The following is a 23,512-nucleotide window of genomic DNA, read 5'->3' as shown; positions in this document are numbered from 1 at the left end:
CCTGGAAGCCGGTTTTTACTTTCTTTTGGCCTTGGCCAGCGTCAGCTTGTGTGGGGTCTTTCAATTGCAAAAATGGGGAAGGCTCTTGGCCTTGGCTGCCTTGCTTTATCTGCTGTTTTTGCTCAAGGGAAAATATGGAGGCTTATTTAAATTTGCTCTTTCTTTCTTGCTCCTGCTGGCTTTAGTCTTGGCTAAAGACCAGGTGAAGCCGGGCGAGCCGGCAGGCGACATCCGCCTTTATCCTGACCAGGTGAAAATTACTGACGGCTGGCTAAGCGGGCGGGGGCAGACTGCGACGCAGCAAGTGCAGGTTTACGGGCCGGCAAGCAGGGAGGCACTAGCTCTGCTTGAAAATGGGCAGAGCATTTACTTAACGGATGTTTCTGGAGCCGTCAGCGAGATTGAGCCGGCGACCAATCCGGGCCAGTTTGACTACCGCCGCTATTTAGCCAGCCAGCATGTCTACCGGCAGGTCAAGCTGGCTAATTATCAGGTAAGGCCAGCTCCGGTTAGTCTTTTGACCCGCCTGCATGGCCTGCGCTGGAAAATTCAAGCTTATCTTAAGCGCCTGCCGCGCCTCTTGGCCTTTTTTGCCAGTGAATTGCTGCTGGCGGAAAATCCGGCTGGGGACAACCAGGCCAACTTGAATACCTACCGGGATCTGGGGGTTATCCATATCTTGAGCATTTCGGGGATGCACGTGGGTATTTATGTCTTTGCCTTGGCAGTTTTAGGCAGCTGCCTGCACATGACCAAGGAGGAAGTTTTTGCCGCCTCCTGCGGCTTGTTGGCTTTTGAGGTCTTCCTGAGCGCGGGTCAGCCCGGTTTTATCCGGGCGACTCTCAGCTATCTTTTTTCTGCCGGCCTGGCTTTTAAGGGCCGGCGGATCGGCCGGGCGGATTTGCTGGGCTTGACCTATTGCTGCCAGCAGCTTTTTACTCCCCGCCTTTTGCTGGAAACGGGCGGGATCTTGACCTATTGTTTGGCCCTGGGCCTGGTCTTGACGGCGAAATTGCCAAACTTCAGGCAGGCCTTCTGGCTGAACGGCCTGCTGACGCCGTTTTTGCTTTACTTTTTCTACCAGGTCAATGTCTGTACGATTTTTTACAATATTTTGGTCGTGCCCTATTTCAATTACATAGTCATGCCTTTGACCGGACTGGCCTTGCTGGCTCCGCCCGGTCTGACGGCAATTTTTGAAAAAATCCTGGAGACGGCGGAAGGCCTATTGGCTAATATAGCCAAAACCGGCTTTGGCCAGTTGATCTATGGCCAGGTCAAGGGCTGGCAGCTGGCCCTGCTATTTGCTTTGACCTTCCTGTATCTCATTACGAGTAAAAAGAAATACCGCCATATTCTGGCGGCAGTTTATCTCTTAATTTTTGTCAGCATCCATTTTCCTTTGGAGGGGCAGGTCTCTTTTATCGACGTGGGCCAGGGCGACAGCATCCTTTTAACGACGCCCATTAGGCGCCGGGTCTACTTGATCGATACCGGGGGCAAGCTGACTTTTGGCAAAAAGAAGCAGAGCCAGCCCCAGATTGACCGGATTACAATTCCCTTGCTAAAATCCCAGGGAATCAGCCAGATTGACGGTGTCTTCGTCAGTCACCAGGACGCTGATCATGTCGGTGACTTGGGGCCGCTTTTAGAAGAAATGCCAGTCAAACGCCTCTATATGGGGGCCGGCCTTATTCAAAATCCCAGCTTTCGGGCTAGGATAGCCGGCCGGGTGGCAAAGACCAAGCTGATTGAGCTGAAGGCAGGGATGGAGGTAAAAGAAGCGATCAACTTCCAGGTTCTGCACCCAGAAGTAGCGGGAAAAGGGGAAAACAAGGACTCTTTGTCGCTCACTTGCCGCTTGGCCGGGAAAAGTTGGGGCTTTACCGGTGACCTGGACCAGGCAGGTGAAGAGGCAATTATCAAGAAGTATCCGGATTTAAAAATTGACTACTTCAAACTTGGCCACCATGGCAGCGATACGTCTTCTTCAACTGTTTTTTTACAGGCAATCCAACCGAAATTAGTCTTTATCTCAGCCGGCCGGAACAACCGCTACCACCACCCCAAGCCGGAAACTTTAGCCAAATTGCACCAATTGGGGATTTCCTACCTCAATACTCAAACGGAAGGGATGATCAGCTGGCATTACGGCAGCAAGGAATACTTCAGCAGTTTTCTGGAAGGGCGGCGGGTATGTTATCATTATTAAAGACTTACTTTTAGAGGGAGGAAAGCGGCTTGCCAAATTTAATATCCCTGTTTCCCAACAGCCAGGCAGGCAACCCAAATGTCTTGCTGCAGGGACCGGATGCTTTTTTAAATGACTATCTGGCTCACAATTATGTCCAGCAAGCAGCCTTTCAAGGTCTGGAGAAGGTGACAGTCGACTGCGAGAGCGATCCGCTGGACGACTTGATCGCTGCTTTGGCGGAGGCTAGCCTCTTCAGCCAGCAAAAACTGGTTTTAGTCAAGAACCCAATTTTTTTGACGGGGAAATTCCCAGCCAAATATAAGCAGCAAGGGGACCAATTGCTGGAAATCTTCAGCCACCTGGACCAAATCGACGATGTGATCGTTTTAGTAGCCAGCTATGAGAAGCTGGACCGGCGCAAGAAACTGACCAAGCAGGTGGAAAAGAGCTTCAACACAGTCTCTACCGCTGTCAAAAGCTATGAAAGCGGCCGGGTCATGCAGGCCTTAGTCAAGGCGGAAGGCTACCGCTTTGGCAAGGGGGCCATGGACCTCCTCATGGAGAGAAGCGACCAGGTTCTGGACGCGGCCCTGGGCAATTACAACAAGCTGAAGGCCATCAGCGACGGCCAGGAAATCAGCCGGGACTTGGTGGACCGGAACATCGACCTTAGCCTGGACCAGAATGTTTTTGCTATTTTGGAAGCTGCCTTAAAAGGTGACTACCAAGAGGCGATTGACCGCCTGGACGGACAGCTGCGGGAAGGAACCTACCCCTTGCAGCTGGTCGCGGTCTTTTTCAGCCAGGTCGAATTTTTGCTCTGCGTGAAGGTGATGGGGCAGAGAAGGCGGAGTGAAAGCGAGATCGCCAAGGAATTGTCCGCCCACCCTTACCGGGTCAAGACAGCCTTGAAGTCCAGGGCGAAAGTCGGCCAGCTGAAGCGGATGCTGGCTCAGCTGATCCAGCTGGACTACCGCTACAAGAGCGGGGTCTGCCAGGGCAGCCGCTTTTTAAAGGCTTTTATCTTGACCTGCTAGGCAAAAAGAGAAACAAAATACAGAAAAAGGCAAAAGAAAAAGAGCGGGAAACGAATTGTTTCTCGCTCTTTTGTTGATTGCTAGTTTAATTACTTAGCAAGCTTAGCCAAACGACTCTTGTCACGGTTAGCCTTGTTCTTGTGGATCAAGCCCTTTGAAGCAGCCTTGTCCAATTCACGGATAGCAGCAACGTGTAATTCGGAGGCGTTGTCCGCACCAGCAGCTTGAGCAGCCTTGAACTTCTTAACGGCAGTTCTCATAGTGCTGAGTTGAGCAGCATTGCGTTCGTTAGCAACAGCTTGAGTCTTAACACGCTTGATAGCAGATTTGATTTGTGGCATTAGGTTCACCTCCAATAACTGATTGAAATTCACTAAATTATTATACTGAAAGCCGGCGCCAGATGCAAGAAGAAATTTTGCTTGCTTTTTCTAAAAAATCGGGTATGATTATATTTGTTATGTGAACCTCGGACGTTGTCTTTACGTTTCACCTAACGGCTGACGCTGTCCGGGGCAATTTTTTTAAAGAAAGGTGCAGAAACATGGCAGTTTCAAAAGAAAGAAAGAACGAAATCATCAAGGAATACGCAACCCACGAAGGCGACACTGGTTCCGTAGAAGTACAAGTTGCTGTTTTGACTGAAGACATCAACAACTTGACTCAACACATGCGTGAACACTCACACGACCACCACTCATACGTTGGTCTGTTGAAGAAGATCGGTCACCGTCGTAACTTGCTTCGCTACTTGCAAGAAAACGACCTGGAACGTTACCGTGCATTGATCGCTCGTTTGGGTCTGCGTCGTTAATCAAGGACTCATCAAGAGGCTGGGCTTTTCCCGGCCTCTTTTCTTTTTCTCTTTTTTGCTTTTCACTTTTCTTTCTTTTCCTTTGCAGGCTTAGTGACTATCATGCTCATGCCCTTTATGTTAAAATTAAAAAGATTATAAGCGTTTTGATCGACAGATCCATATAAAGCATCTATCAGACAAAGAATTGATTTAACATGATTACGAAAAGGAGAGGTTTATGTCAGACAAGTTAAAAATCATGGTTCTCAGCGGGGTCCGCGAGCAGGGCAAGGACATGTTTGCCGTTCAGGTAAACGATGAAATTTTTGTTTTGGACGCCGGCCTCAAGTACCCGGACAGCTCATTGTTCGGGATCGACGTGGTAATTCCGGACATGGAATTCTTCAAGCAATATGGTGACCAAGTCGCGGGGATCTTTTTGACCCACGGCCACGCCGACTCTATCGGGGCTTTGCCATACATTCTGCGGGACTGGGACATTCCGGTTTTCGGCTCAAAATTAACTATCGAACTGGCCAAGATCGACGTGCAAAGAGAAAACAAGCGGCGGAACAACCAGCTTTTCAACGTTATCGACGCCGATACGGAAATCGACTTCAAGAATGCCAGCGTGTCCTTCTTCCACACCACTCACTCAGTGCCGGACTCTTTGGGGATTGTCATCCATGCTCCGCAAGGGCAGATCGTCTACACCGGTGACTTTAAGTTTGATCCTTCAGCCCGGCCAGCTTACCGGACTGACATGACCCGGCTGGCTGAAATCGCGGAAAACGGCGTTTTGGCCCTTTTGCCGGACTCATCCAACGCTGAAGCGGTTTTCCCGAACGCCAGCGAAAATGAAGTAGGTGCCTACATCACCAATGTCTTCAGAAACGCCAAGGGCCGGATCATCGTGGCCGGCAAGGCTTCCAACTTGAACCGGGTTCAGCAGGTCTTTAACGCCGCTGCCGCTACCGGCCGCCGGGTTCTTTTGACTGGCCGGGACGTGGCCAAGATCGTCCACACTGCCATGAAGCTGGGATACCTGGAAGTGCCGGACGGGCTTTTGATGAAGGTCAAGGAACTCAAGGACGTGCCGGATGAAAAGACGGTCATCCTGGAAACCGGCCGGATGGGCGAACCGCTCCAGTCCCTGCAGAAGATGGCCAACAACCGCCACCGGATGATCACCATCCACGAAGGGGACCTGGTCTTTATCGCCACGACCCCGTCACATGCCGTTGAAACCACGGTGGCCATCACCAGCGATATGGTTTACCGGGCTGGCGGCACGGTTATTGAACTTGGCCGCAACATGCACACTTCCGGCCACGCGACTGGCCGGGACCTACAGACCTTGATCGACCTCTTGAAGCCGCGGATCCTGGTTCCGGTAATCGGGGACTACCGGCTTTTGGAAGCAGTCAAGGACTTAGCCGTTGAAACTGGGATGGACCCAGACGACGTCTACATTACCCAAAACGGGGACTGCCTGGAATACGACACTAAGCGCGGCCAGTTCTTCCGCGGGGATGCTGTACCAGGCGAAGACACGATGATCGATGGCTCCGGGGTCGGCGACGTGGGCAACATCGTTTTGCGCGACCGGGAAGTTTTGTCAGACGACGGGATCTTTATCGCCGTAGTCACGATTGACCGCAAGAAGAAGAAGATCGTTTCCGAACCGCAAGTCACCAGCCGGGGCTTTGTCTACATCAAGGCCAACCACAAGCTGATGAACGACTCAATCCAGGTCATCAAGGACGCCATTCAGGCCAACTTTGAACACAAGAAGTTTGACTGGACTGAGCTCAAGCAGGACATGCGCTCCAGTCTGGAGAAGTTCCTCTACAAGCAGACCAACCGTCGGCCAGTCGTTTTGCCAGTCGTTATGGAAGTCAACCAGAACCGGCACCGGGCAATGCAGAAGAAGGCCGAAGACGCGGCTGAAGGCGCCAAGGAAAAGACTGCTAAGAAGCGTACAAACCGCAAGAAGCAGACCAAGCCGGCAAATAAGATCGCCAAGTCTGGCAAGAAGCCAGCAGCAAAGGGCAAGAAGCCGGTAAACAAGAACAAGAAGGAAAACAAGGCAGATGACAAGCGTTAGCCAAGAGAACCTGCTGAAATTGGTCAGACGGGCCGAAGCAGACGGGGACTACCAGGCTGCCTGCGGGCACCTGGAAGAGGCACTGAGGCTGGGCTTTGACGAAGACCTGGCCCTGGAATTGTCCCGCCTTTTGCGCTTAAACAAGGAGGAAGATCAGGCTTATGCCCTTATCAAGGCATTGCCTGATCTTTTTTCCCGGGATAAAGTACGGGACGAGTATGGCCAAGTCCTGGCGGCCAATAATTTTTTGATCGAGGCCCTTCAAGTCAAGCATTTGACTGAGGGAGAGATCGACTTTCCGGTTTTGCCAGCAGAAAAGCAAGAACAAGAGAAAATCCTGCTTGCTTTCAGAAAAACGCAGGCAGTCAGCCAAAGTCAGTATGAGCAGCTTTTAAAGCTGGATTTGCCGACCTACCTGGCCTTTGCCAGAAGCCTTTTGCTGGATCCTTTGGCCAATTATGCCTTGCGCCTGGCGGTTTGCGAGGACCTGGTCAAGCTGGGGGTTAAAGAGGAGATGCAGGTCATGATCCTGGGGGACTTGAAGAGTTTTGTCCCGGCGGAAACTGCCTTGCTTAAGCAGGACCCGGTTTACCGGGAATTCATCGCTTCTCTGGCCAGCCGCTACCAAAACCGCCCCAGCGAATTGCCTTTGATTCTGGCTGAGGGGAATTACGCTTTTGGCCAGCTTTACCCCTGCCAGGGGGATTATGTCACTAATCCCGATGCTTTTGCCCGGGACCTGACCGGCTTTTTGCGGCAAAAGCGGGGCGGGGAGAGCCAGAACTTGCTGGAAAAAATCTATCAGAAAAATACTGATTAATCTTTTTGCAAATCACTTTACTTTTTGCCGGCATTTAGTATAATCATTTTTGGATATTTTCAAGAAGTTGCGCTATTGCTACTAGCGTACTTCTTAGGAAAGTAGTACAATATTCAACAGAGAATCATCCGTTAGTTTTGTCTCAACGGACTTCTTGTAAAATTTCAGGAGGGTCATTTTAATGGCAGAAAAAGAACATTACGTTAGAACTAAGCCACACGTTAACATTGGTACTATTGGCCACGTTGACCACGGTAAGACTACTTTGACCGCAGCTATCACTACTGTGTTGGCTAAGAAGGGTTTGGCACAAGCTGAAGATTACTCACAAATCGACGCAGCTCCAGAAGAAAAGGAACGTGGTATCACTATCAACACTGCCCACGTTGAATACGAAACTGAAAAGCGCCACTACGCCCACATGGACGCCCCAGGCCACGCCGACTACATCAAGAACATGATCACTGGTGCCGCTCAAATGGACGGTGCTATCTTGGTTGTTGCCGCAACTGACGGTCCTATGCCACAAACTCGTGAACACATCTTGTTGGCTCGTCAGGTTGGTGTTAACTACATCGTAGTCTTCTTGAACAAGTGCGACTTGGTTGACGACCCAGAATTGATCGACTTGGTTGAAATGGAAGTAAGAGACTTGCTTTCAGAATACGGTTACCCAGGTGACGATGTTCCTGTAGTCCGTGGTTCAGCTCTTAAGGCTCTTGAAGGCGACGAAGAAGCTCAAAAGAAGATCGAAGAACTGATGGACGTTGTTGACGAATACATCCCAACTCCAGAACGTGAAACTGACAAGCCATTCTTGATGCCAGTTGAAGACGTCTTCACTATCACTGGTCGTGGTACTGTTGCTTCAGGCCGTATCGACCGTGGTACTGTTAAGGTTGGCGACAGCGTTGAAATCGTTGGTTTGGTAGAAAAGGTCTTGACTTCAGTTGTAACTGGTTTGGAAATGTTCCACAAGACTCTTGACTTGGGTGAAGCCGGCGACAACGTTGGTGTATTGCTCCGTGGTATCGACCGTGACCAAATCGTTCGTGGTCAAGTTTTGGCAGCTCCAGGCTCAATCAAGACCCACGAAACTTTCAAGGGTCAAGTCTACATCTTGAGCAAGGACGAAGGTGGCCGTCACACTCCATTCTTCTCAGACTACCGTCCACAATTCTACTTCCACACCACTGACATCACTGGTGAAATTGAATTGCCAGAAGGTACTGAAATGGTTATGCCTGGTGACAACACTGAATTCTCAGTTACTTTGATCAAGCCAGCCGCTATCGAAGTTGGTACTAAGTTCACTATCCGTGAAGGTGGTAGAACTGTTGGTGCCGGCCAAGTTACTGAAATTGACGACTAATTTTTAGTTTTTGAATTTTAGTTCTAACAGTGTAAAAAGGTGTTCTTCTCAGAAGAACGCCTTTTTTTATCCAAAAAAGCCCTATTTTGTAGTACTTTCATTGTTTTTTGACCGGCTTTAAGGTAAGATATTTAAGTATGCAAAGTAGCAAACTCAAAATAGACATTGGAGGTATTTGATTAATGTCTGCTAACTGGAAAACTACCGGTAAGACTACTGGTGAACTTTCTTTTGAAATCTCTCAAGATGAAATCAAGAAGAGCCTGGACAAGGCTTTTAACCGCGTAAAGAAGAGCTTGCGTGTACCTGGCTTCCGTAAGGGTCACGTTTCCCGTGTAATCTTCAACCAATACTACGGTGAAGAAGCTCTTTACGAAGACGCTTTGAACTTTGCTTTGCCAGAAGCTTACAGCGCTGCTGTTAAGGAAACTGGCATCAAGGCAGTTGGCCAACCTCAAATCGTTCCTGTATCAATGGACAAGAACAAGGCCTGGGAAATGAAGGCAATCGTAACGGTTGAACCAGAAGTTGAACTTGGCCAATACACTGAAATCGAAGTACCAAAGCAAAACACCCGCGTTTACCAAAAGGACATCGACGCTGAATTGACTAAGCGTCAAGAACAAAACGCTGAAATGGTTTTGAAGAACGACAAGGCTGAAAACGGCGACACTGTAACCATCGACTACGTTGGTACTGTTGACGGCGTTGAATTTGACGGCGGCTCAGCTCAAAACTACTCCCTGGAATTGGGCTCAAACACCTTCATCCCTGGCTTTGAAGACCAACTGGTTGGCCACGGCGCTGGCGAAGAAGTTGACGTTGTCGTAACCTTCCCAGAAGACTACGGCGCAAAGGACCTGGCTGGCAAGGAAGCTCACTTCGCAACCAAGATCCACGAAGTTAAGGCAAAGCAATTGCCAGAACTTGACGACGAATTTGCCAAGGACGTTGACGACTCAGTTGAAACTCTTGACGAATTGAAGGAAAAGATCAAGGCTGAACTGAAGTCTGAAAAGGAAGAAGCAGCCAAGGCAGCTATCCAAGAAGCAGCCATCACTACTGCAGTCAAGAACGCTACTGTTGAAGAAATTCCTGACGTGATGATTCAAGAAGACGTTGACAACCAACTCAACCAATACTTGGGCGACATGCAACGTCAAGGGATTGACCCACAAACTTACTTCAAGTTGACTAACACGACTGAAGACCAACTGCGCAGCCAATTGTCAGCAAACGCAGCTGAACGCGTTAAGACCAACCTTGTTCTGGAAGCAATCGTAGCCAAGGAAGGCTTCGAAGCAAGCAAGGAAGAAATCGACGCTGAAATCAAGGACCTGGCAGACAGCTACAACATGAGCGAAAAGGCAGTTCGCAACGCTTTGAGCGACGAAATGCTGGCTCACGATATCAACGTTCGCAAGGCAATGAACTTGATCACTGACAGCGCTAAGCAAGTAGCTAAGGCTAAGCTTGAAGAAGGCAGCGAAGACGAAGAAGAAGACAAGTAATCGCCTGTCAATAGCCTGAATTCCCCAGAAGTGGCACCTGCCCCTTTTGGGGTTTTCTTTTGCCAAGATGGAAGAAAAAATACAAGGCTAATTTCGCGCAAGTTGCCCGTATTTATGCTAATCTAGTCTTTAGCAAATAGAGGAGGGAATACATGGCTACTAAGTTTACAGATCCAGAAGAAGTGAAATGCTCATTCTGCGGCAAGTCTGCCAGCCAAGTAAAAAAAATGATTGCCGGCAACGGCGTATACATCTGCAACGAGGACATTGAACTCGCCAAGCGGATTATTGATGATGAGCTGCGTCTGGATTCACTGAAGGAGGCGCGCGAGCTTCCCAAGCCAATGCAAATTAAAGAAGAACTGGACCAGTACGTGATTGGCCAGGACCGGGCCAAGCGGGTTCTGTCCGTGGCGGTTTACAATCACTACAAGCGGATCAGTCAAATGGATGTTGATTCTTCAACTGAACTGCAAAAGTCTAACATTGCCTTGATCGGGCCAACTGGGTCAGGCAAGACCTACCTGGCGCAAACTCTGGCCAGGATTTTGAACGTACCGTTCGCGATCGCGGACGCGACTACTTTGACTGAAGCCGGCTACGTAGGGGAAGACGTCGAGAATATCCTGCTTAAGCTGCTGCAGAATGCTGACTACGACCTGGAGAGAGCCCAGCGGGGGATCATTTATATCGACGAAATCGACAAGATCTCCAAGAAATCAGAAAATGTGTCAATCACCCGGGACGTGTCTGGTGAAGGGGTTCAGCAGGCTCTTTTGAAGATCCTGGAAGGGACCATTGCTTCTATTCCGCCGCAGGGCGGCCGCAAGCACCCGCAGCAGGAAATGATCCGGATGGATACCACCAACATCCTCTTCATTGTCGGCGGGGCCTTTGACGGTATCGAAGAGATCGTCAAGAACCGGCTGGGCAAGAAGACCATCGGTTTCGGGGCAGAACAAGAATCCGGCAAGGTTGACGACGACAACTGGAACCGCTTCTTGACGACCGGTGACTTGGTCAAGTTTGGCTTGATCCCAGAATTCATCGGTCGGATTCCAATTATCACTACCTTGGACCGGCTGGATAGCGACGATTTGGTCCGGATCTTGACTGAACCAAAGAATGCCTTGATCAAGCAATACCAGAAGCTGCTCTCCCTTGACGGGGTTGACCTGGAATTTGAACCAGCTGCCGTCAAGCAGATTGCTGACCTGGCTATTGAACGGAAGATGGGGGCCAGAGGCCTTAGAACCATCATTGAAAATGCTATGATGGACATCATGTACCGGACGCCAAGCGAAAGCGACATCAGCAAGGTCATCATCACGCCGGAAACGATTACCGGGATGGGCGAGCCAAAGGTGATCCGCCGTGAACTGGAAGAGGTTGCCGATGATCATTAACCAATCAGAATTTGCCGTCAGCGCGGTTAAAGCCAGCCAGTACCCAGCAGGCGGCTTGGATGAAATCGCCCTGGCTGGCCGGTCAAACGTTGGTAAGTCCAGCTTGATCAACACCCTTTTGCAAAGAAAGAACCTGGCCCGGACCTCCTCGTCGCCGGGCAAGACCCAGACCTTGAACTTCTACCGGGTCGACAGCGACCAAGCTGACTTTTACCTGGTCGACGTGCCAGGCTACGGCTATGCCAAGGTTTCCAAGAAGCAGAGAGAAGAGTTCGGGGAAATGATCCAGGACTACCTGGAAACCCGGGCCTATCTCAAGGGCTTGATTTTGCTGATTGACGGCCGCCACGAACCGACTGCCGACGACATTGCCATGTATGACTATGCCCAGTATCTGGACCTGCCGGTATTAGTTGTGGCCACGAAGATGGACAAGATCAAGAAGAACGCCTTCAACAAGACTGAGGCGGCCTTCAGAAAGCACTTGAACTTGAACAAGGACAATGTGACCTTCCTGCCATTTTCATCAGTGACCAAGCTGAATGTTGACCAGGTCAAGAACTGGATTGCAGCCAGACTGGACGAAGAATAGCAGACAAAACAAAAATGCTCAAAGGATTATTCCTTTGAGCATTTTGCGTTTACCGGTGTTTTTTCGGCATTTGCGGCCGGTGGTTAAAGAGTTCGGCAATCAGCTTGAAGGCTCCGTAGATGATCAAGAGGATCCCGATCTCAATGATTGATTGGTGGTTGAAGTATTCTGGGTTGATGATGACGATGATCCCCAAGGCAAAAGAAATGATGGCTTCAGCCACGGTGATGATAGTTCTAAAGACCCCGGTCTGCTTGCGCAAAATAATCTTGCGGGTCCGGCCATAGGCATAGAAAAGCAGGAAGGCTCCCAGGAAGTAGTGGGCCAAAAAAACTAATAGCTGATTGCTCGATAAAAGCGCTACAGAGGCCGCGAACAAGACCAGGTAGGTGATCAAGAAGAAGCGCTTTTGCTGGGGCTTAAAGGCCGAAACAGAGACCGAGAGAATATGGTTGACGCTGAAGATAATCCCCCCGACCGCGGCCAAAATCCCGAAGGCCTTGAAGGCATAGTCTGGGGCCGTAAGACTGATGATGCCAAGCAGAACCAGGAGCCAGCCAGTCAGAGTATCCCGGCTGAAAAGGGCGGCCCCAATCTGCTGGTTCTTGATCAGCTGCCAGATTGAAGAGAAAAGGTTGCCTAAGATAAACTTAGTCCGCCTTGAAGAGTTGGTCACAGACAAAAGGATGGCTCCAAAGCCCCCAAAGCCGTTTTTAGCCAGCTGGTTGATCTTGCTGGATCCACTGGCCGCCAGGGCGTCAAAGAGGTCTTGGGTTAGGGCTTCCCGCTCTTCCAGGCTGGCTGATCCGATCCATTGGTTGATCAGCTGGTTGTAGACCCGGGACTCAGGATTGGGCCGCTTGCGGGTCACGAAATGGCTGCCCTTGATCTGCCAGGAATAAGTGTCATGTTGGGCGATGTTGCCATTGGTCGAATAGACGATGACTGGGTCGACCTCCCTGGGTTCAAACAGGCGGCCGATAATGGAAAAGTCGGGCACGTAGCGGCGGAGAACTCTTTTTAAAAAGTCCTCGTTATAGTCAACTCCGGCCTCACTGGCCAGACCTGGACTGTCAAAGGTGTAGACAGCCTTGATCCGGGCCCGGTAGTCCTCAGGCAGCTTCAAAGCAGCGTATTCAGCCAGGTTGCCTCCCTTGGAGTGGCCGCCCAGGATATAGTCTGCTGTGTCATCAGCCAGGAGGTCCTTGAGGTAGCGGGCGCCTAAGATCTGGGCTTTGGTTTCCTTAAAAGAAATTTCAAAGTCTTCCCGCCAGCCGACCAGGGTGTCGTCGGTCCCCCGGAAGGCCACGTAGTGGGTACCATCTTCAAGGACGATTTTTAAGGCACTGAACTGGCACTGGTCGGTCAAAACAGTGTTGGAGTGGGACAAGCGGGCATCCTTAAAGCGGTCGCCCTCGCTCATTAGGCGGAAGAGTTCCTGGTACTGGCTAGCGTCTATGCCGGTAAAGGAAGAGGCAAAGTATTTCTCGGCGATTTCGCGTACGGTAACTTCCTTATTGCCGGAAGGGATGTACTTTTCCAAGTTAAGATAAGAAAAAATTGCTAAAACTAAAGCGTCAATTTCGTTGAAAGGAGACTTCTCCAGTGGAATGTCGCCCCGCCATTCCAGGTAGGTCAGCAAGTTGCTGTTGTCCAAGATGCTCACATCCTTAAAGAAAAATAATTGCAAATGCTTACAAGTTAATTTTAGCCTAAATAGGGCAGAGGTGGGCAGATTTACGGGAAAATTTAGCGACTTTTATAAAATATAAAAAGCCGCCAACAAGCGGCTTACTTTGCCTCTTTGCCGGCAGCTTTGTCGTCTTCTTTTTCCTTGCCCTTGCCGGAAGCGGCTTTCTTAGGGTCAGGGATGCTGGCGAATTTGTCGAAGAGTTTGTCTAAGTCGTCTTGTCTTTTAAAGGTTAAACCCATTTGTCCATATCCTGCTTTCCATTGAAATAAAATATCTACTTTTGCCTCAATTATAGCGATTTTTTTGCTATTCAGTCAATTTTGAACTATACTTACAAAAAAGAAGTAAAAAAGTAAGCAGTATTAAGAGAGGTGCAAAAATGACTGATGCGATTGATGCAATTGAAAAGCGCCGCAGCACGCGCTATTTTGACCAAAGCAATGAGCCTAGCCGGGCAGACCTGGAAGAAGTAGTCCGCTTGGCTGGCCAGGCTCCGTCTTGGGTTGATTCCCAGCCCTGGCGGGTTTATTTAGCCATGGGGGAAACGGCCAAGAAGATCCATGCCCGCCACCTGGCTTTGGCTGAAGCGGGGACGGCTCCGTCCCCAGACTGGGAAACCTGGCACCGGGAAGACTGGGATCCTTATCCAAGGGAAAACATGCTCCGGCACAACCAAGCCAGCCAGGAATATTTGAACACGCCGGAATTGCTGGACCTCAGGACCAACATTTTGCAGAAAAATCTTTACTATGCCCCGGCAATTGCTTATTTGACCATTCCTAAGCACTCCAACCTCTGGTCAGTCTATGATCTGGGTGCTTTTGCCCAAACTCTGGCAATCGCTGCCAAGGCCAAAGGGATTGACACCATGCCGGCTTATGAACTGGTCAAGTACCCGGCCAGCGTACGGGAAATCATGGGGATCCCGGATGACCAGACTCTGGCCATGGGGATCGGCCTGGGCTATGCCAAAGATGAGTACGTCAACGGCTACCAGGCTCCCCGCCGGGATCTGGCTGTTTTTTTGACGGTTAAGGATTAAACTGAAAAACTTGCAAGAATGCGTTGACTTTTTGTAAGTGAATCTGTAAGATTAAATTAAATCAAATTGAGAAAGGAGCTAAATCATGTTTGCAATGCAAGAAAACCAAACTATGTGCGTTTGTTGTATGTCACTTATGTCATACGACCGTTTTGTGTTGCCTAATCTGGATTTAGCTCAGACCAAGTGATTTGCCTAGTAATTGTTAGCTTAGTGGCAAATGAAGCAGCTGTTTCCTTTAGGGAGCAGCTGCTTTTTTGTCTTAGGAGGAAAAAATGCAAAAGATCAAGAAATTCACCCTTGCCGCTGTCAGCGTCAGTGCCGCCTTCCTGCTGGCCGCTTGCGGCAGTCAGCAGAGCTCAAGCTCATCAAGTAAGGACAAGCAGGTCTTAAAGCTCAGCGCGACCGCTCCGCTGGATACCATTGACATCAGCAAGGCGACCGGTTATGGGCAGACGGGGAACGTTTTTGAAAGCTTCTACCGTTTGGGCAAAAACGGGCAGCCAGCCGCCGGCTTAGCCAAGTCCGGCACCGTGTCTAAGGACGGCAAGACCTGGACCTTCAAGCTGCGGTCAAACGCCAAGTGGTCAAACGGGGAAAAGATTACCGCCCAGGACTTCGTCTACTCCTGGCGGCGGACGATCAACCCAAAGACGGCCTCACCTTACGCCTATCTTTTCTCTGGCATCAAGAATGCTGATGAAATTATTGCCGGCAAGAAGGACCCGTCCAGCCTGGGCATCAAGGCTTTGAACCAGGAAACCGTGCAAGTCAAGCTCAACCGGCCAATTGCCTACTTCAAGGTCTTGATGGCTTATCCGCTTTTTGGGCCGCAAAACGAAAACTTCATCAAGAAGGCGGGCAAGAAGTATGCCACCAGTTCCAAGTACATGCTCTACTCTGGTCCCTTTAAAATCACTGGCTGGAAGGGGACCAATGACACCTGGTCTTTTGTCAAGAATAACCAATACTGGGACAAGCAGGCTGTTAAGCTGAGCAAGATCAGCTACCAGGTCGTTAAGACCACCAACACCGGCTACCAGCTCTACCAGCAGGGCAAGCTGGACCTCACTCCGCTGTCTAGTGAACAGGTCAAGCAGCTGAAGAAGAATAAGGACTTCAAGACTTACCCATACTCCTACGTTGCTTATTTGGCCTACAACTTCCAGGCTAAGGACGCGACAGTTAAGAAGGCTTTGAACAACAAGAACATCCGCCTGGCTTTGTCCCTGTCACTAGACCGGAAGATCTTGACCAGCAAGGTCTTCGGGGACGGGTCAAGCGTGCCGACTGGCTTCGTGGCTTCCGGCTTGGCCTATGACCCAGCCAACAAGGAAGACTTTGCCAAGGAGCAAAAGGTGGCTAATACCGTTGACTACAACGAGAAGCTGGCTGAAAAGTACTGGAAGGCTGGCTTGAAGGAATTGGGCTTGAAGAAATTGAACCTGACCTTGCTGGCTTCAAACGAAAGCACCAACGCCGACGCCTTGACCCAGTACCTGCAGTCCCAATGGACCAAGGTTTTGTCCGGCATCAGCGTGAAGGTCAGCTCTATCCCAAGCAAGAACGCCTACACCAAGGCTGCAAGCGGGGACTTTGACATCTACGTTTCCGGCTGGGGCGGGGACTTCAGCGACCCGATGACCTTCATGCAGATCCTGCAGAAGGGGACTAGCTACAACTACGGCAAGTGGAACAATGCTGAATACAACAGCTTGATCAATAAGGCTTTGACGACTGATGCCAACGATGTTAACAAGCGCTGGCAGGACCTGGTCAAGGCTGCTCAAGTGGCTAATGCCGACCAGGCAGTCAGCCCGATCTACCAGCAGACGACCGCCTACCTGCAAAACAGCAAGGTTAAGGGGATCATCCACAACAATGCTGGTACCCAGTGGAGCTACAAGTACGCTTACATCAAGTAATTGAGCAAGTAGCAAGTTAGATATGCAAACAAAAAAGCGAGACCAGTGGTCTCGCTTTTTTAATGCCGGCTAGCTCTGTGACTGGAATTAGCCTTAATTTTGTGGGGATGCCGTTTGAACTTGACCTGGCCGCCCTCTGGCAGGAAGCGGAAGTGGCGCATCTTGGCGTTAAAGGGGCGGCCGGAAAGTCGGATGGCGGTCCAGTCCTTCATCAGCTTGATCATCCGGTCTAATTCCTGGACTCTTTTGGCCTGGCCTTCTGCTTCAGCAGCCTGGTGGATGTCACCTTCCAGGCGTTCGATCAAATTCTGATGGTAGGCAAGAAGCTCGGAGGTTAAGGGTGCGCGGCGGTACTGGTTGAAGAGCTTTTGGATCAGTTCCATGGCTTCCAGACTGTCTTTGGGTTGAATGTAACGGGGATCGTTTTCTTCATTCATCATTTTCTACCTTTCTTTTGCTTTATACTTTTTCTCCATGTTTTCTTTTCAGTTTTTTCTGGCCTTTAGCTTAAAGATTACAGAAGTGTTAAAAAATGCGATAACTAAAAATCACTCTAGCAATCTTTTAATTTTTTTGCCATAATATAGAGAAAAGCATAAGGCTTTTACTTTAGGATACCAGAATCAGAAAAAACGAGAGCTTGTTTGGCAAAATTTGTCAATTATGAGGAGAAAAAAGATGAAGGCATACTTGTTCGGCATTACGCCGGTGGAAGAAGCTTTTTTAAAAGAGTGGCAGGACCAGCACCCAGACGATAAAATTTCTTATACCCACAGCCCCTTGACGGCAGATAACCTGGAAGAAGCCAAGGGCTTTGAGGCAGTTTCGACCCAGCAGGCAGAAGCCTTGACGGCCGCTGACCTTGAGACTTTGGCGCAAGGAGGAGTCAAGCACCTGGCCTTGCGGAAGGTGGGGGCGGACAATATCGACTTGGAAGCGGCCACGAAGTGCGGGATTACCGTCGCTAATGTGCCGGCTTATTCGCCGCGGGCAATCGCGGAAAATGGCTTGACCGGGGCCATGTACCTTCTGCGCAAGTGGGGCTACTATCACCGGAAGATGCGGCGGGGGGATTTTACCCGGCCAACGGAGCTGATGAGCGATGAGATTTTCAACCAGACGGTCGGCATCGTCGGCTTGGGCCGGATCGGAGCAGCAGCGGCGGAAATGTACCATGCCCTGGGGGCTAGAGTCATCGGCTATGACCCGGTTTACAATGCTTCTTTAGAGCCTTTTTTGGACTTCGTTGATTTTGAGACCTTGATCAAGGAAAGCGATATCGTTCAGCTGCACATCCCGCTGACTCCGGAAAACAAGGGCATGTTCAGCGCCAATGAATTTGCCAAGATGAAGGACGACGCGATCCTGGTCAACCAGTCAAGAGGTGAACTGGTCGATACCGCGGCCTTAATTGTGGCCTTGAAATATCATGAAATCGGCGGGGCTGCCCTGGACGTTTTGGAAGGGGAAGAAAAAATCTTCGGCCGCAAGTTTGAGGACGTGGGTTCTTTGCCGGAAGAGTACACGGAGCTGATCAACCTGCCGAATGTGGTCATGTCCCCGCACTCAGCCTACTATACCAAGATGGCGGTCAAGAACATGTTCTTCCAGAGCATGACTGATATCGAGCGGACCCTGTCCGGGAAAAAGGCCTTTTTCAAGGTTAATTAGCTAAAAAGCGAAAAAAGAAGAACAATGACAAGCCCTGGCAGGCCAATCCTGCTGGGGCTTTTTCCATCTGTTAAGCTTTTTGTAAAGATTAACACCTGCTAAAAAATTCTGTTAGACTAAAGGTGAAGTGAAGTAAAAAGTTTTTGCAAAGGACAAGGAAATGGCAAATCAAGATCAAGCATATTTAGACTTACTGAAAAAGATCATGACCGAAGGCAATGACAAAAATGACCGGACTGGGACAGGCACCAGAAGCCTCTTTGGGGCCCAAATGCGCTTTGACTTAAGCCAGGGCTTCCCGGTCTTGACGACCAAGCGGGTGCCTTTTGGCTTGATCAAGAGCGAGCTTTTGTGGTTCTTGCGGGGAGATACCAATATCCGCTTCTTGCTTGAACATAAAAACCACATTTGGGACGAATGGGCCTTTAAGAACTGGGTGACCAGCCCGGAATACCAGGGCCCGGACATGACTGACTTTGGCCTCAGGAGTCAAAAGGACCCGGAATTTAAGGCAGTCTATGATGAAGAAATGCAGAAATTCTGCCAGCGGATTCTGGATGATGAAGCTTTTGCTCAAAAATACGGCAACCTGGGCGACGTCTACGGGGCCCAGTGGCGGCACTGGGGCAAGCGGGATGGCGGCTTTATCGACCAGATCGCGAACGTGATTGAGCAGATCAAGACCAATCCCGACTCCCGCCGCTTGATTGTAACGGCCTGGAACCCGGAAGACGTTCCTTCCAGCGCCCTGCCGCCTTGCCATGTCCTTTTCCAGTTTTATGTGGCTGACGGCAAGCTCAGCCTGCAGCTTTACCAACGCTCAGGTGACATGTTCTTAGGCGTGCCATTTAACATCGCCAGCTACTCTTTGCTTTTATCGTTGATTGCTCGGGAAACCGGCCTGGAAGTGGGTGAGTTCGTCCACACTATCGGGGATGCCCACATTTACAAGAACCACTTTGCCCAGGTTGAAGAGCAGCTGAAAAGAACGCCATTTGACGCGCCAACTTTGTGGCTGAACCCAGAGAAGAAAAAAGTAGCAGATTTTGAAATGGCCGATATCAAATTGGTCAACTACCAGCATGGGTCCACGATCAAGGCCCCGGTTGCCGTTTAGAAAGGGTGGAAAAATGCTTAGCTATGTTTGGGCACAAGATGAAAAAGGCGCCATCGGCTACAAGGGCCGCCTGCCCTGGCACCTGCCCGCTGATTTGGCCCACTTTAAGGAAAAGACCATGGGCCATCCCATGCTGATGGGGAGAAAGACTTTTGAATCCTTGCCTGGCCTGTTGCCAGGCCGGGAGCATGTTGTACTTTCCAGCAGAAAATTGGACCTGCCAGCTGGAGTTTTGCAGCTGAAAAGCGAAGAAGAAGTTTTCAGCTGGCTGAAGGAGCAGGCCGGGGAAGTCTGCGTCATTGGCGGCTCCAGCCTCTTTGCCCTGCTGGCTGACCAGGTTGACAAGCTGGAAGTGACCCGGATTAAGGGGACTTTTCCAGCTGACACCTACATGCCGGACCTTGTCTGGGCGGCTTTTGACCTGGTAAATACAGAAGCCCACCAGGCTGATGGCAAGAACAAGTATGATTATGTCTTTGAGACCTACCTGCGCAAAAAATAGCAGGGAGGGCAAGTTGTGAAAAGTGAGATGTGAGTGATATGAAAACAAATTTGCAGACGGGGCTGACCGAGGAGGAGGTCGAACAGAAAAAAGCGGCCGGCAAGGTCAACACCGCCATTGATGATGAGTTCAAGACCAACCGGCAGATCATCGTTGAAAACACCTTTACCTACTTCAACTTGATCTTCCTGGTTTTGACCATCCTGCTTTTAATTGCCGGTGATATTCGTGACTTGACTTTTTTGCCAGTGATCATCTTGAACACGATCGTCGGGATCGTCCAGGAAATCCGGGCAAAATCCGTTTTAAGCAAGCTGCAGGTCTTAAACCAGACCAAAGTTTTGGCGCTCAGAGGCGGAAAAAGGCGGCAGGTGCCAATTGATCAGCTGGTTGAAGGGGACCTGGTCCTCTTGAAAGCCGGTGACCAGATCCCGGCCGATGCCAAGGTGGTCGACGGCAGCGTCCGGGTCAATGAATCGCTCTTGACCGGGGAAAGCGACGAAATTGCCAAGGAGGTTGGCGATGAGCTTTTGTCCGGTTCTTTCGTCGTTTCCGGTGAAGTCATGGCTCAGCTGGTCAAGGTGGGCAGCCAGTCTTACATCGCCAAATTGACGGCGGAAGCCAAAGCCATGGGCGGCGGAGAAGAGTCAAAGATGATCCGGGCCATCAACCGTTTGATCAAGTGGGTCGGCATCATCATTATTCCAATGGGGGTAGCCCTTTTTGCCCAGGCCTACTTCCTCAACCACCGGTCTTTTGCTGAATCGATCAGTTCGATGGAGGCGGCCATTATCGGCATGATCCCGGAAGGACTTTATCTTTTAACGACGGTTGCCCTGGCCCTGGCTGCCATGCGCCTGGCCAGAAACCAGGTCATGCTGCACGATATGAAGAGCGTGGAAACCCTGGCCCGGGTCAATGTTCTCTGCGTTGACAAGACGGGGACGATCACTGAGCCAAAAATGGCGGTGGAAAAAGTCGTCCCGGCAAAAAATTACCCGGGAAATGATTTGGAAGATCGGCTTGCTGCCTACGTTTCCAACATGCCTGTCGATAATATCACCGCTGAAGCCTTGAGCCAGAAGTTTGGCCAGGACCAGCCCTTGGTCAATGCCAAAAGGGTAATTCCTTTTACTTCAGTCAACAAGTACAGCGGGGCGGTTTTTGCCGGCTACACTCTGCTTTTGGGGGCACCGGAAATGATCCTGCGCTCTCAGCTGAAAGCCTGCCAGGAAGAGTTTGCCCGTTACCCAGAAGAAGGCTACCGGGTCCTGGCTTTTGCCAAGTATCCAGCTGAACTGGCGGATGAAAAGGAAGCCTTGACCCAGGAGGTCGAAGTTCTGGGCTACGTACTTTTGTCCAACCCGATCCGGAAAGAGGCCAAGGAGACTTTTGAATATTTTGCCAAGCAAGGGGTGGAAATCAAAGTCATTTCCGGGGATAATCCGGTGACCGTTTCCCGGGTGGCCGGCCAGGCCGGGATTGCCGGGGCGGAAAAATACATCGATGCTCAGACGATCAAGCCGGGTGAATACGAGCAGGCTATGGCTGAATACAATGTCTTTGGCCGGGTCAAGCCGGAGCAAAAAAAGGAATTCGTCCAGGCCCTGCAGAGGATCGGTAAGACTGTGGCCATGACCGGAGACGGGGTCAATGACATCCTGGCCATGAAGGAAGCCGACTGCAGCATTGCCATGGCTTCAGGCAACAGCGCTGCTGTCCAGGCCTCCCAGGTGGTTTTGCTGGACTCCAATTTTGCCAAGATGCCCCAGGTGGTCAATGAGGGCCGGCAGGTGGTCAACAATATTGAACGTTCAGCTGGCCTCTTTTTGGTTAAAAACATCTTCTCCTTGCTGATGGCGGTCTTTTCCTTGATCTTGACGATTAACTACCCAATCAAGCCGGCACAGATCACCTTGATCTCCAGCTTTACGATCGGCCTGCCATCCTTCCTTTTGGCTCTGGAAAAGAACCATTCCCGGATCCGGGGCAATTTCACGGTCAACATTCTGACCAAGTCAATACCTGGCGGGATTACCGACTGGCTGGCCGTCAGCATTCTTGTCTTGACCAACAAGTTTACCAATATTGGGGACAATGAAGTCGCGACCGCGTCAACTGCCCTCCTGGTCTTGGTGGGCTTGATGGTCCTCTTCTGGATCTCACGGCCGCTCAACAAGTACAAGCTGGGCGTTTTGGCCCTGTCAGTGGTCTGCATCATCTTGTCGATCATCTTTATTCCTGGCTTCTTCAAGCTGAGTCCGCTCTCTGGCCGGGCCATCTTCACGGTCGTCGTCCTCTTCTTTGCCGGCATGACCCTCTTCAGAATCATGTCGCGGATCTGCGATGGGATCAAAGAAGTCAGCAACGTCCTGACGGAGAAGGGGAAAGATGCCAAGCTGCGGGATCTTTTGGCCGCTTATGGCAAGGACCGGAATGAGCTTTAACATTTTTTTAGAAAAAGGCTTGACTTACTTAAAAAATAATGATAAATTTAGAGCATCAAGTTAAGAAAAGTTATCTCGAAAAGCAGAGTAGTCGGGTGACGATCCTTTACAGAGAGGCGGCAGATGGTGAAAGCCGCCAGGAGAGTTCCGGTGAACATGGGCTTGGAATGATATGCCGCGGTGATATTTAGCCGCTGCCGGGGTTGCTCTCGTTAAACAAGCAAGCTGTTTCTGCTTTAGTTTGGAGACAGCTGGTGAGATTTATTACGCAAGTAATGAATGAACTAAAGGTGGTATCACGAGCGCTCGTCCTTTATCAAGGACGGGCGCTTTTTCTTTTCTGTTCGAATTTGACTGCCGCTGATCGGGATTGCTGCTGTGTTTCTGGAGGTATTAATCATGAGAAAAAAGAAACAAAGAAACATTATTATTGCTGTTGTGGCCGTTGTAGTTGTGGCTGTTATCGCCTTCTTCTCCTTTGGCAAGAAGGGCGGTCAGCAAAGCGCTAAAACTGAAACGGTGACCGTCGGGACTGTTGGGGCAACCAAGGCTGAACGGGCTATCTGGAAGAGCGTGGCTGCCACGGCCAAGAAGAAGTATGGTATTATTGTCAAGACCAAGAACTTCTCTGACTACAACCAGCCAAACAGCGCCTTGAAGTCAGGGGACCTGGACCTTAACGCTTTCCAGCACTACAACTTCTTGAACAACTGGAACAAGGCCAATAAGAGCAACTTGGTAGCTATCGGCAAGACCTACATTGCTCCAATCCGTCTTTACTCACTTAAGTACAAGTCATTGAAGGCTCTGCCAAAGGGTGCTACGATCGCTGTTCCAAACGACGCGACCAACGAAGCCCGGGCTCTCTTGGTTCTGAAGAACGCCGGCCTGATCACTCTGAAGGGAACCAGCGCAACTAAGCTTTACACTGTTGCTGACATCAAGAGCAACCCGAAGAACTTCAAGATCAAGGAAGTTGCTACTGAACAAGCTGCCAGAGTTTTGAAGTCAGTTGACGCTGCTGTTGTCAACAACGACTACGCCAACCCAGCCGGCCTGGGCGACAAGCAAACCATCTACGTTGAACCAATCAACAAGGACTCATACCAATGGATCAACATCATCGTTGCCCGCAAGAAGGACAAGAACAAGAAGGCTTACAAGGAAGTCGTTAAGGCTTACCAGACTGAAAAGACCAAGCAGCTGTACAAGAAGTACTACGGCAGCAAGCAAGTTGCAGCTTGGGATGCCAAGTTCTAAGATTTTTAACTTAACCTAGA

20 protein-coding genes are annotated in these 23,512 nt (G+C 50.3%); 16 read left to right on the top strand and 4 right to left on the bottom strand.

Going from position 1 to position 23,512, the window contains the following annotated elements; genetic code table 11:
* Position 1 precedes the first annotated feature (1 nt).
* Together ACYVUV_RS07085 and holA are read left to right on the top strand one after the other, a co-directional pair.
* Positions 2-2,212, top strand: a complete 2,211-nt coding sequence (locus tag ACYVUV_RS07085; RefSeq protein WP_439774756.1) for a DNA internalization-related competence protein ComEC/Rec2 — start codon at positions 2-4, stop codon at positions 2,210-2,212.
* 29 nt (positions 2,213-2,241) lie between these two features.
* Entirely contained in the window at positions 2,242-3,231 is a 990-nt protein-coding gene (holA, locus tag ACYVUV_RS07080; protein WP_439774746.1) for a DNA polymerase III subunit delta, read from the top strand.
* 89 nt (positions 3,232-3,320) lie between these two features.
* On the opposite strand, the gene rpsT is transcribed toward holA, so the two are convergent.
* Positions 3,321-3,572, bottom strand: a complete 252-nt coding sequence (rpsT, locus tag ACYVUV_RS07075; protein ID WP_270448164.1) for a 30S ribosomal protein S20 — start codon at positions 3,570-3,572, stop codon at positions 3,321-3,323.
* 203 nt (positions 3,573-3,775) lie between these two features.
* On the opposite strand from rpsT, the gene rpsO reads away from it, so the two are divergent.
* The 7 genes from rpsO to yihA all read left to right on the top strand — a co-directional run bounded on the left by rpsO (position 3,776) and on the right by yihA (position 11,835).
* Positions 3,776-4,045, top strand: coding sequence for a 30S ribosomal protein S15 (rpsO, locus tag ACYVUV_RS07070; RefSeq protein ID WP_002879084.1), 270 nt, complete (start codon positions 3,776-3,778; stop codon positions 4,043-4,045).
* 220 nt (positions 4,046-4,265) lie between these two features.
* Positions 4,266-6,134, top strand: a complete 1,869-nt coding sequence (locus ACYVUV_RS07065) for a ribonuclease J (protein ID WP_484499227.1) — start codon at positions 4,266-4,268, stop codon at positions 6,132-6,134.
* Positions 6,121-6,954, top strand: a complete 834-nt coding sequence (locus tag ACYVUV_RS07060) for a tetratricopeptide repeat protein (protein ID WP_484499226.1) — start codon at positions 6,121-6,123, stop codon at positions 6,952-6,954. Before ACYVUV_RS07065 ends, ACYVUV_RS07060 begins: the two co-directional genes overlap by 14 nt.
* A gap of 181 nt (positions 6,955-7,135) precedes the next feature.
* Positions 7,136-8,326, top strand: coding sequence for an elongation factor Tu (gene tuf, locus ACYVUV_RS07055; RefSeq protein WP_300616111.1), 1,191 nt, complete (start codon positions 7,136-7,138; stop codon positions 8,324-8,326).
* 182 nt (positions 8,327-8,508) lie between these two features.
* Positions 8,509-9,837: a trigger factor gene (gene tig / locus ACYVUV_RS07050; protein WP_439776201.1), complete on the top strand. Its 1,329-nt coding sequence runs from the start codon at positions 8,509-8,511 to the stop codon at positions 9,835-9,837.
* Between the two features lie 152 nt (positions 9,838-9,989).
* Entirely contained in the window at positions 9,990-11,243 is a 1,254-nt protein-coding gene (gene clpX, locus ACYVUV_RS07045) for an ATP-dependent Clp protease ATP-binding subunit ClpX (protein WP_300616115.1), read from the top strand.
* Positions 11,233-11,835, top strand: a complete 603-nt coding sequence (yihA, locus tag ACYVUV_RS07040; protein WP_439776202.1) for a ribosome biogenesis GTP-binding protein YihA/YsxC — start codon at positions 11,233-11,235, stop codon at positions 11,833-11,835. The genes clpX and yihA overlap by 11 nt, the downstream gene beginning before the upstream one ends.
* A gap of 49 nt (positions 11,836-11,884) precedes the next feature.
* Here the strand turns inward: yihA and ACYVUV_RS07035 are convergent, their stop codons facing one another.
* Together ACYVUV_RS07035 and ACYVUV_RS07030 are read right to left on the bottom strand one after the other, a co-directional pair.
* On the bottom strand, positions 11,885-13,492 hold the full coding sequence (locus ACYVUV_RS07035) for an Mbeg1-like protein (protein WP_439776203.1): 1,608 nt from the start codon (positions 13,490-13,492) through the stop codon (positions 11,885-11,887).
* 134 nt (positions 13,493-13,626) lie between these two features.
* Positions 13,627-13,767: an SPJ_0845 family protein gene (locus ACYVUV_RS07030; protein ID WP_002879072.1), complete on the bottom strand. Its 141-nt coding sequence runs from the start codon at positions 13,765-13,767 to the stop codon at positions 13,627-13,629.
* A gap of 140 nt (positions 13,768-13,907) precedes the next feature.
* Between ACYVUV_RS07030 and ACYVUV_RS07025 the strand changes: the two genes are divergently transcribed.
* Both ACYVUV_RS07025 and ACYVUV_RS07020 read left to right on the top strand, forming a co-directional pair.
* Positions 13,908-14,570, top strand: coding sequence for a nitroreductase (locus tag ACYVUV_RS07025; RefSeq protein ID WP_439776204.1), 663 nt, complete (start codon positions 13,908-13,910; stop codon positions 14,568-14,570).
* Positions 14,571-14,845: 275 nt separating this feature from the next.
* Positions 14,846-16,495 carry a peptide ABC transporter substrate-binding protein gene (locus ACYVUV_RS07020; protein ID WP_439776205.1) on the top strand — a complete coding sequence of 550 codons (1,650 nt, stop codon included), beginning with the start codon at positions 14,846-14,848 and terminating at the stop codon, positions 16,493-16,495.
* Between the two features lie 59 nt (positions 16,496-16,554).
* Here ACYVUV_RS07020 and ACYVUV_RS07015 read toward each other — a convergent pair whose 3' ends face one another.
* The gene (locus tag ACYVUV_RS07015; protein WP_439776215.1) at positions 16,555-16,932 is read right to left on the bottom strand and encodes a hypothetical protein; all 378 of its coding nucleotides are present in this window, start codon (positions 16,930-16,932) and stop codon (positions 16,555-16,557) included.
* A gap of 241 nt (positions 16,933-17,173) precedes the next feature.
* On the opposite strand from ACYVUV_RS07015, the gene ACYVUV_RS07010 reads away from it, so the two are divergent.
* The 5 genes from ACYVUV_RS07010 (at position 17,174) to ACYVUV_RS06990 (ending at position 23,492) form a co-directional block, all read left to right on the top strand.
* Positions 17,174-18,166 carry a D-2-hydroxyacid dehydrogenase gene (locus ACYVUV_RS07010; RefSeq protein WP_439776206.1) on the top strand — a complete coding sequence of 331 codons (993 nt, stop codon included), beginning with the start codon at positions 17,174-17,176 and terminating at the stop codon, positions 18,164-18,166.
* Between the two features lie 160 nt (positions 18,167-18,326).
* Positions 18,327-19,283, top strand: a complete 957-nt coding sequence (locus tag ACYVUV_RS07005) for a thymidylate synthase (RefSeq protein WP_439776207.1) — start codon at positions 18,327-18,329, stop codon at positions 19,281-19,283.
* 13 nt (positions 19,284-19,296) lie between these two features.
* Positions 19,297-19,785, top strand: a complete 489-nt coding sequence (locus ACYVUV_RS07000) for a dihydrofolate reductase (protein WP_484499225.1) — start codon at positions 19,297-19,299, stop codon at positions 19,783-19,785.
* A 38-nt stretch (positions 19,786-19,823) separates the two neighbouring features.
* Positions 19,824-22,232: an HAD-IC family P-type ATPase gene (locus ACYVUV_RS06995; protein ID WP_439776209.1), complete on the top strand. Its 2,409-nt coding sequence runs from the start codon at positions 19,824-19,826 to the stop codon at positions 22,230-22,232.
* A gap of 399 nt (positions 22,233-22,631) precedes the next feature.
* The gene (locus ACYVUV_RS06990) at positions 22,632-23,492 is read left to right on the top strand and encodes a MetQ/NlpA family ABC transporter substrate-binding protein (protein WP_439776210.1); all 861 of its coding nucleotides are present in this window, start codon (positions 22,632-22,634) and stop codon (positions 23,490-23,492) included.
* The last annotated feature ends 20 nt before the right edge of the window (positions 23,493-23,512 follow it).

It is taken from the genome of Lactobacillus sp. WILCCON 0149 (assembly GCF_057197965.1).
Note: the sequence above shows the minus strand (reverse complement) of the source record. Positions and strands in the feature narration are given on the sequence as shown.

Coding starts and splice junctions, on each gene's coding strand:
- tig (WP_439776201.1), top strand. CDS start 8,509: ATGTCTGCTAACTGGAAAACTACCGGTAAGACTACTGGTGAACTTTCT.
- clpX (WP_300616115.1), top strand. CDS start 9,990: ATGGCTACTAAGTTTACAGATCCAGAAGAAGTGAAATGCTCATTCTGC.
- ACYVUV_RS07000 (WP_484499225.1), top strand. CDS start 19,297: ATGCTTAGCTATGTTTGGGCACAAGATGAAAAAGGCGCCATCGGCTAC.
- tuf (WP_300616111.1), top strand. CDS start 7,136: ATGGCAGAAAAAGAACATTACGTTAGAACTAAGCCACACGTTAACATT.
- ACYVUV_RS07030 (WP_002879072.1), bottom strand. CDS start 13,767: ATGGGTTTAACCTTTAAAAGACAAGACGACTTAGACAAACTCTTCGAC.
- ACYVUV_RS07010 (WP_439776206.1), top strand. CDS start 17,174: ATGAAGGCATACTTGTTCGGCATTACGCCGGTGGAAGAAGCTTTTTTA.
- rpsO (WP_002879084.1), top strand. CDS start 3,776: ATGGCAGTTTCAAAAGAAAGAAAGAACGAAATCATCAAGGAATACGCA.
- ACYVUV_RS07015 (WP_439776215.1), bottom strand. CDS start 16,932: ATGAATGAAGAAAACGATCCCCGTTACATTCAACCCAAAGACAGTCTG.
- ACYVUV_RS07060 (WP_484499226.1), top strand. CDS start 6,121: ATGACAAGCGTTAGCCAAGAGAACCTGCTGAAATTGGTCAGACGGGCC.
- ACYVUV_RS07005 (WP_439776207.1), top strand. CDS start 18,327: ATGGCAAATCAAGATCAAGCATATTTAGACTTACTGAAAAAGATCATG.
- ACYVUV_RS06990 (WP_439776210.1), top strand. CDS start 22,632: ATGAGAAAAAAGAAACAAAGAAACATTATTATTGCTGTTGTGGCCGTT.
- ACYVUV_RS07065 (WP_484499227.1), top strand. CDS start 4,266: ATGTCAGACAAGTTAAAAATCATGGTTCTCAGCGGGGTCCGCGAGCAG.
- ACYVUV_RS06995 (WP_439776209.1), top strand. CDS start 19,824: ATGAAAACAAATTTGCAGACGGGGCTGACCGAGGAGGAGGTCGAACAG.
- ACYVUV_RS07025 (WP_439776204.1), top strand. CDS start 13,908: ATGACTGATGCGATTGATGCAATTGAAAAGCGCCGCAGCACGCGCTAT.
- ACYVUV_RS07020 (WP_439776205.1), top strand. CDS start 14,846: ATGCAAAAGATCAAGAAATTCACCCTTGCCGCTGTCAGCGTCAGTGCC.
- rpsT (WP_270448164.1), bottom strand. CDS start 3,572: ATGCCACAAATCAAATCTGCTATCAAGCGTGTTAAGACTCAAGCTGTT.
- yihA (WP_439776202.1), top strand. CDS start 11,233: ATGATCATTAACCAATCAGAATTTGCCGTCAGCGCGGTTAAAGCCAGC.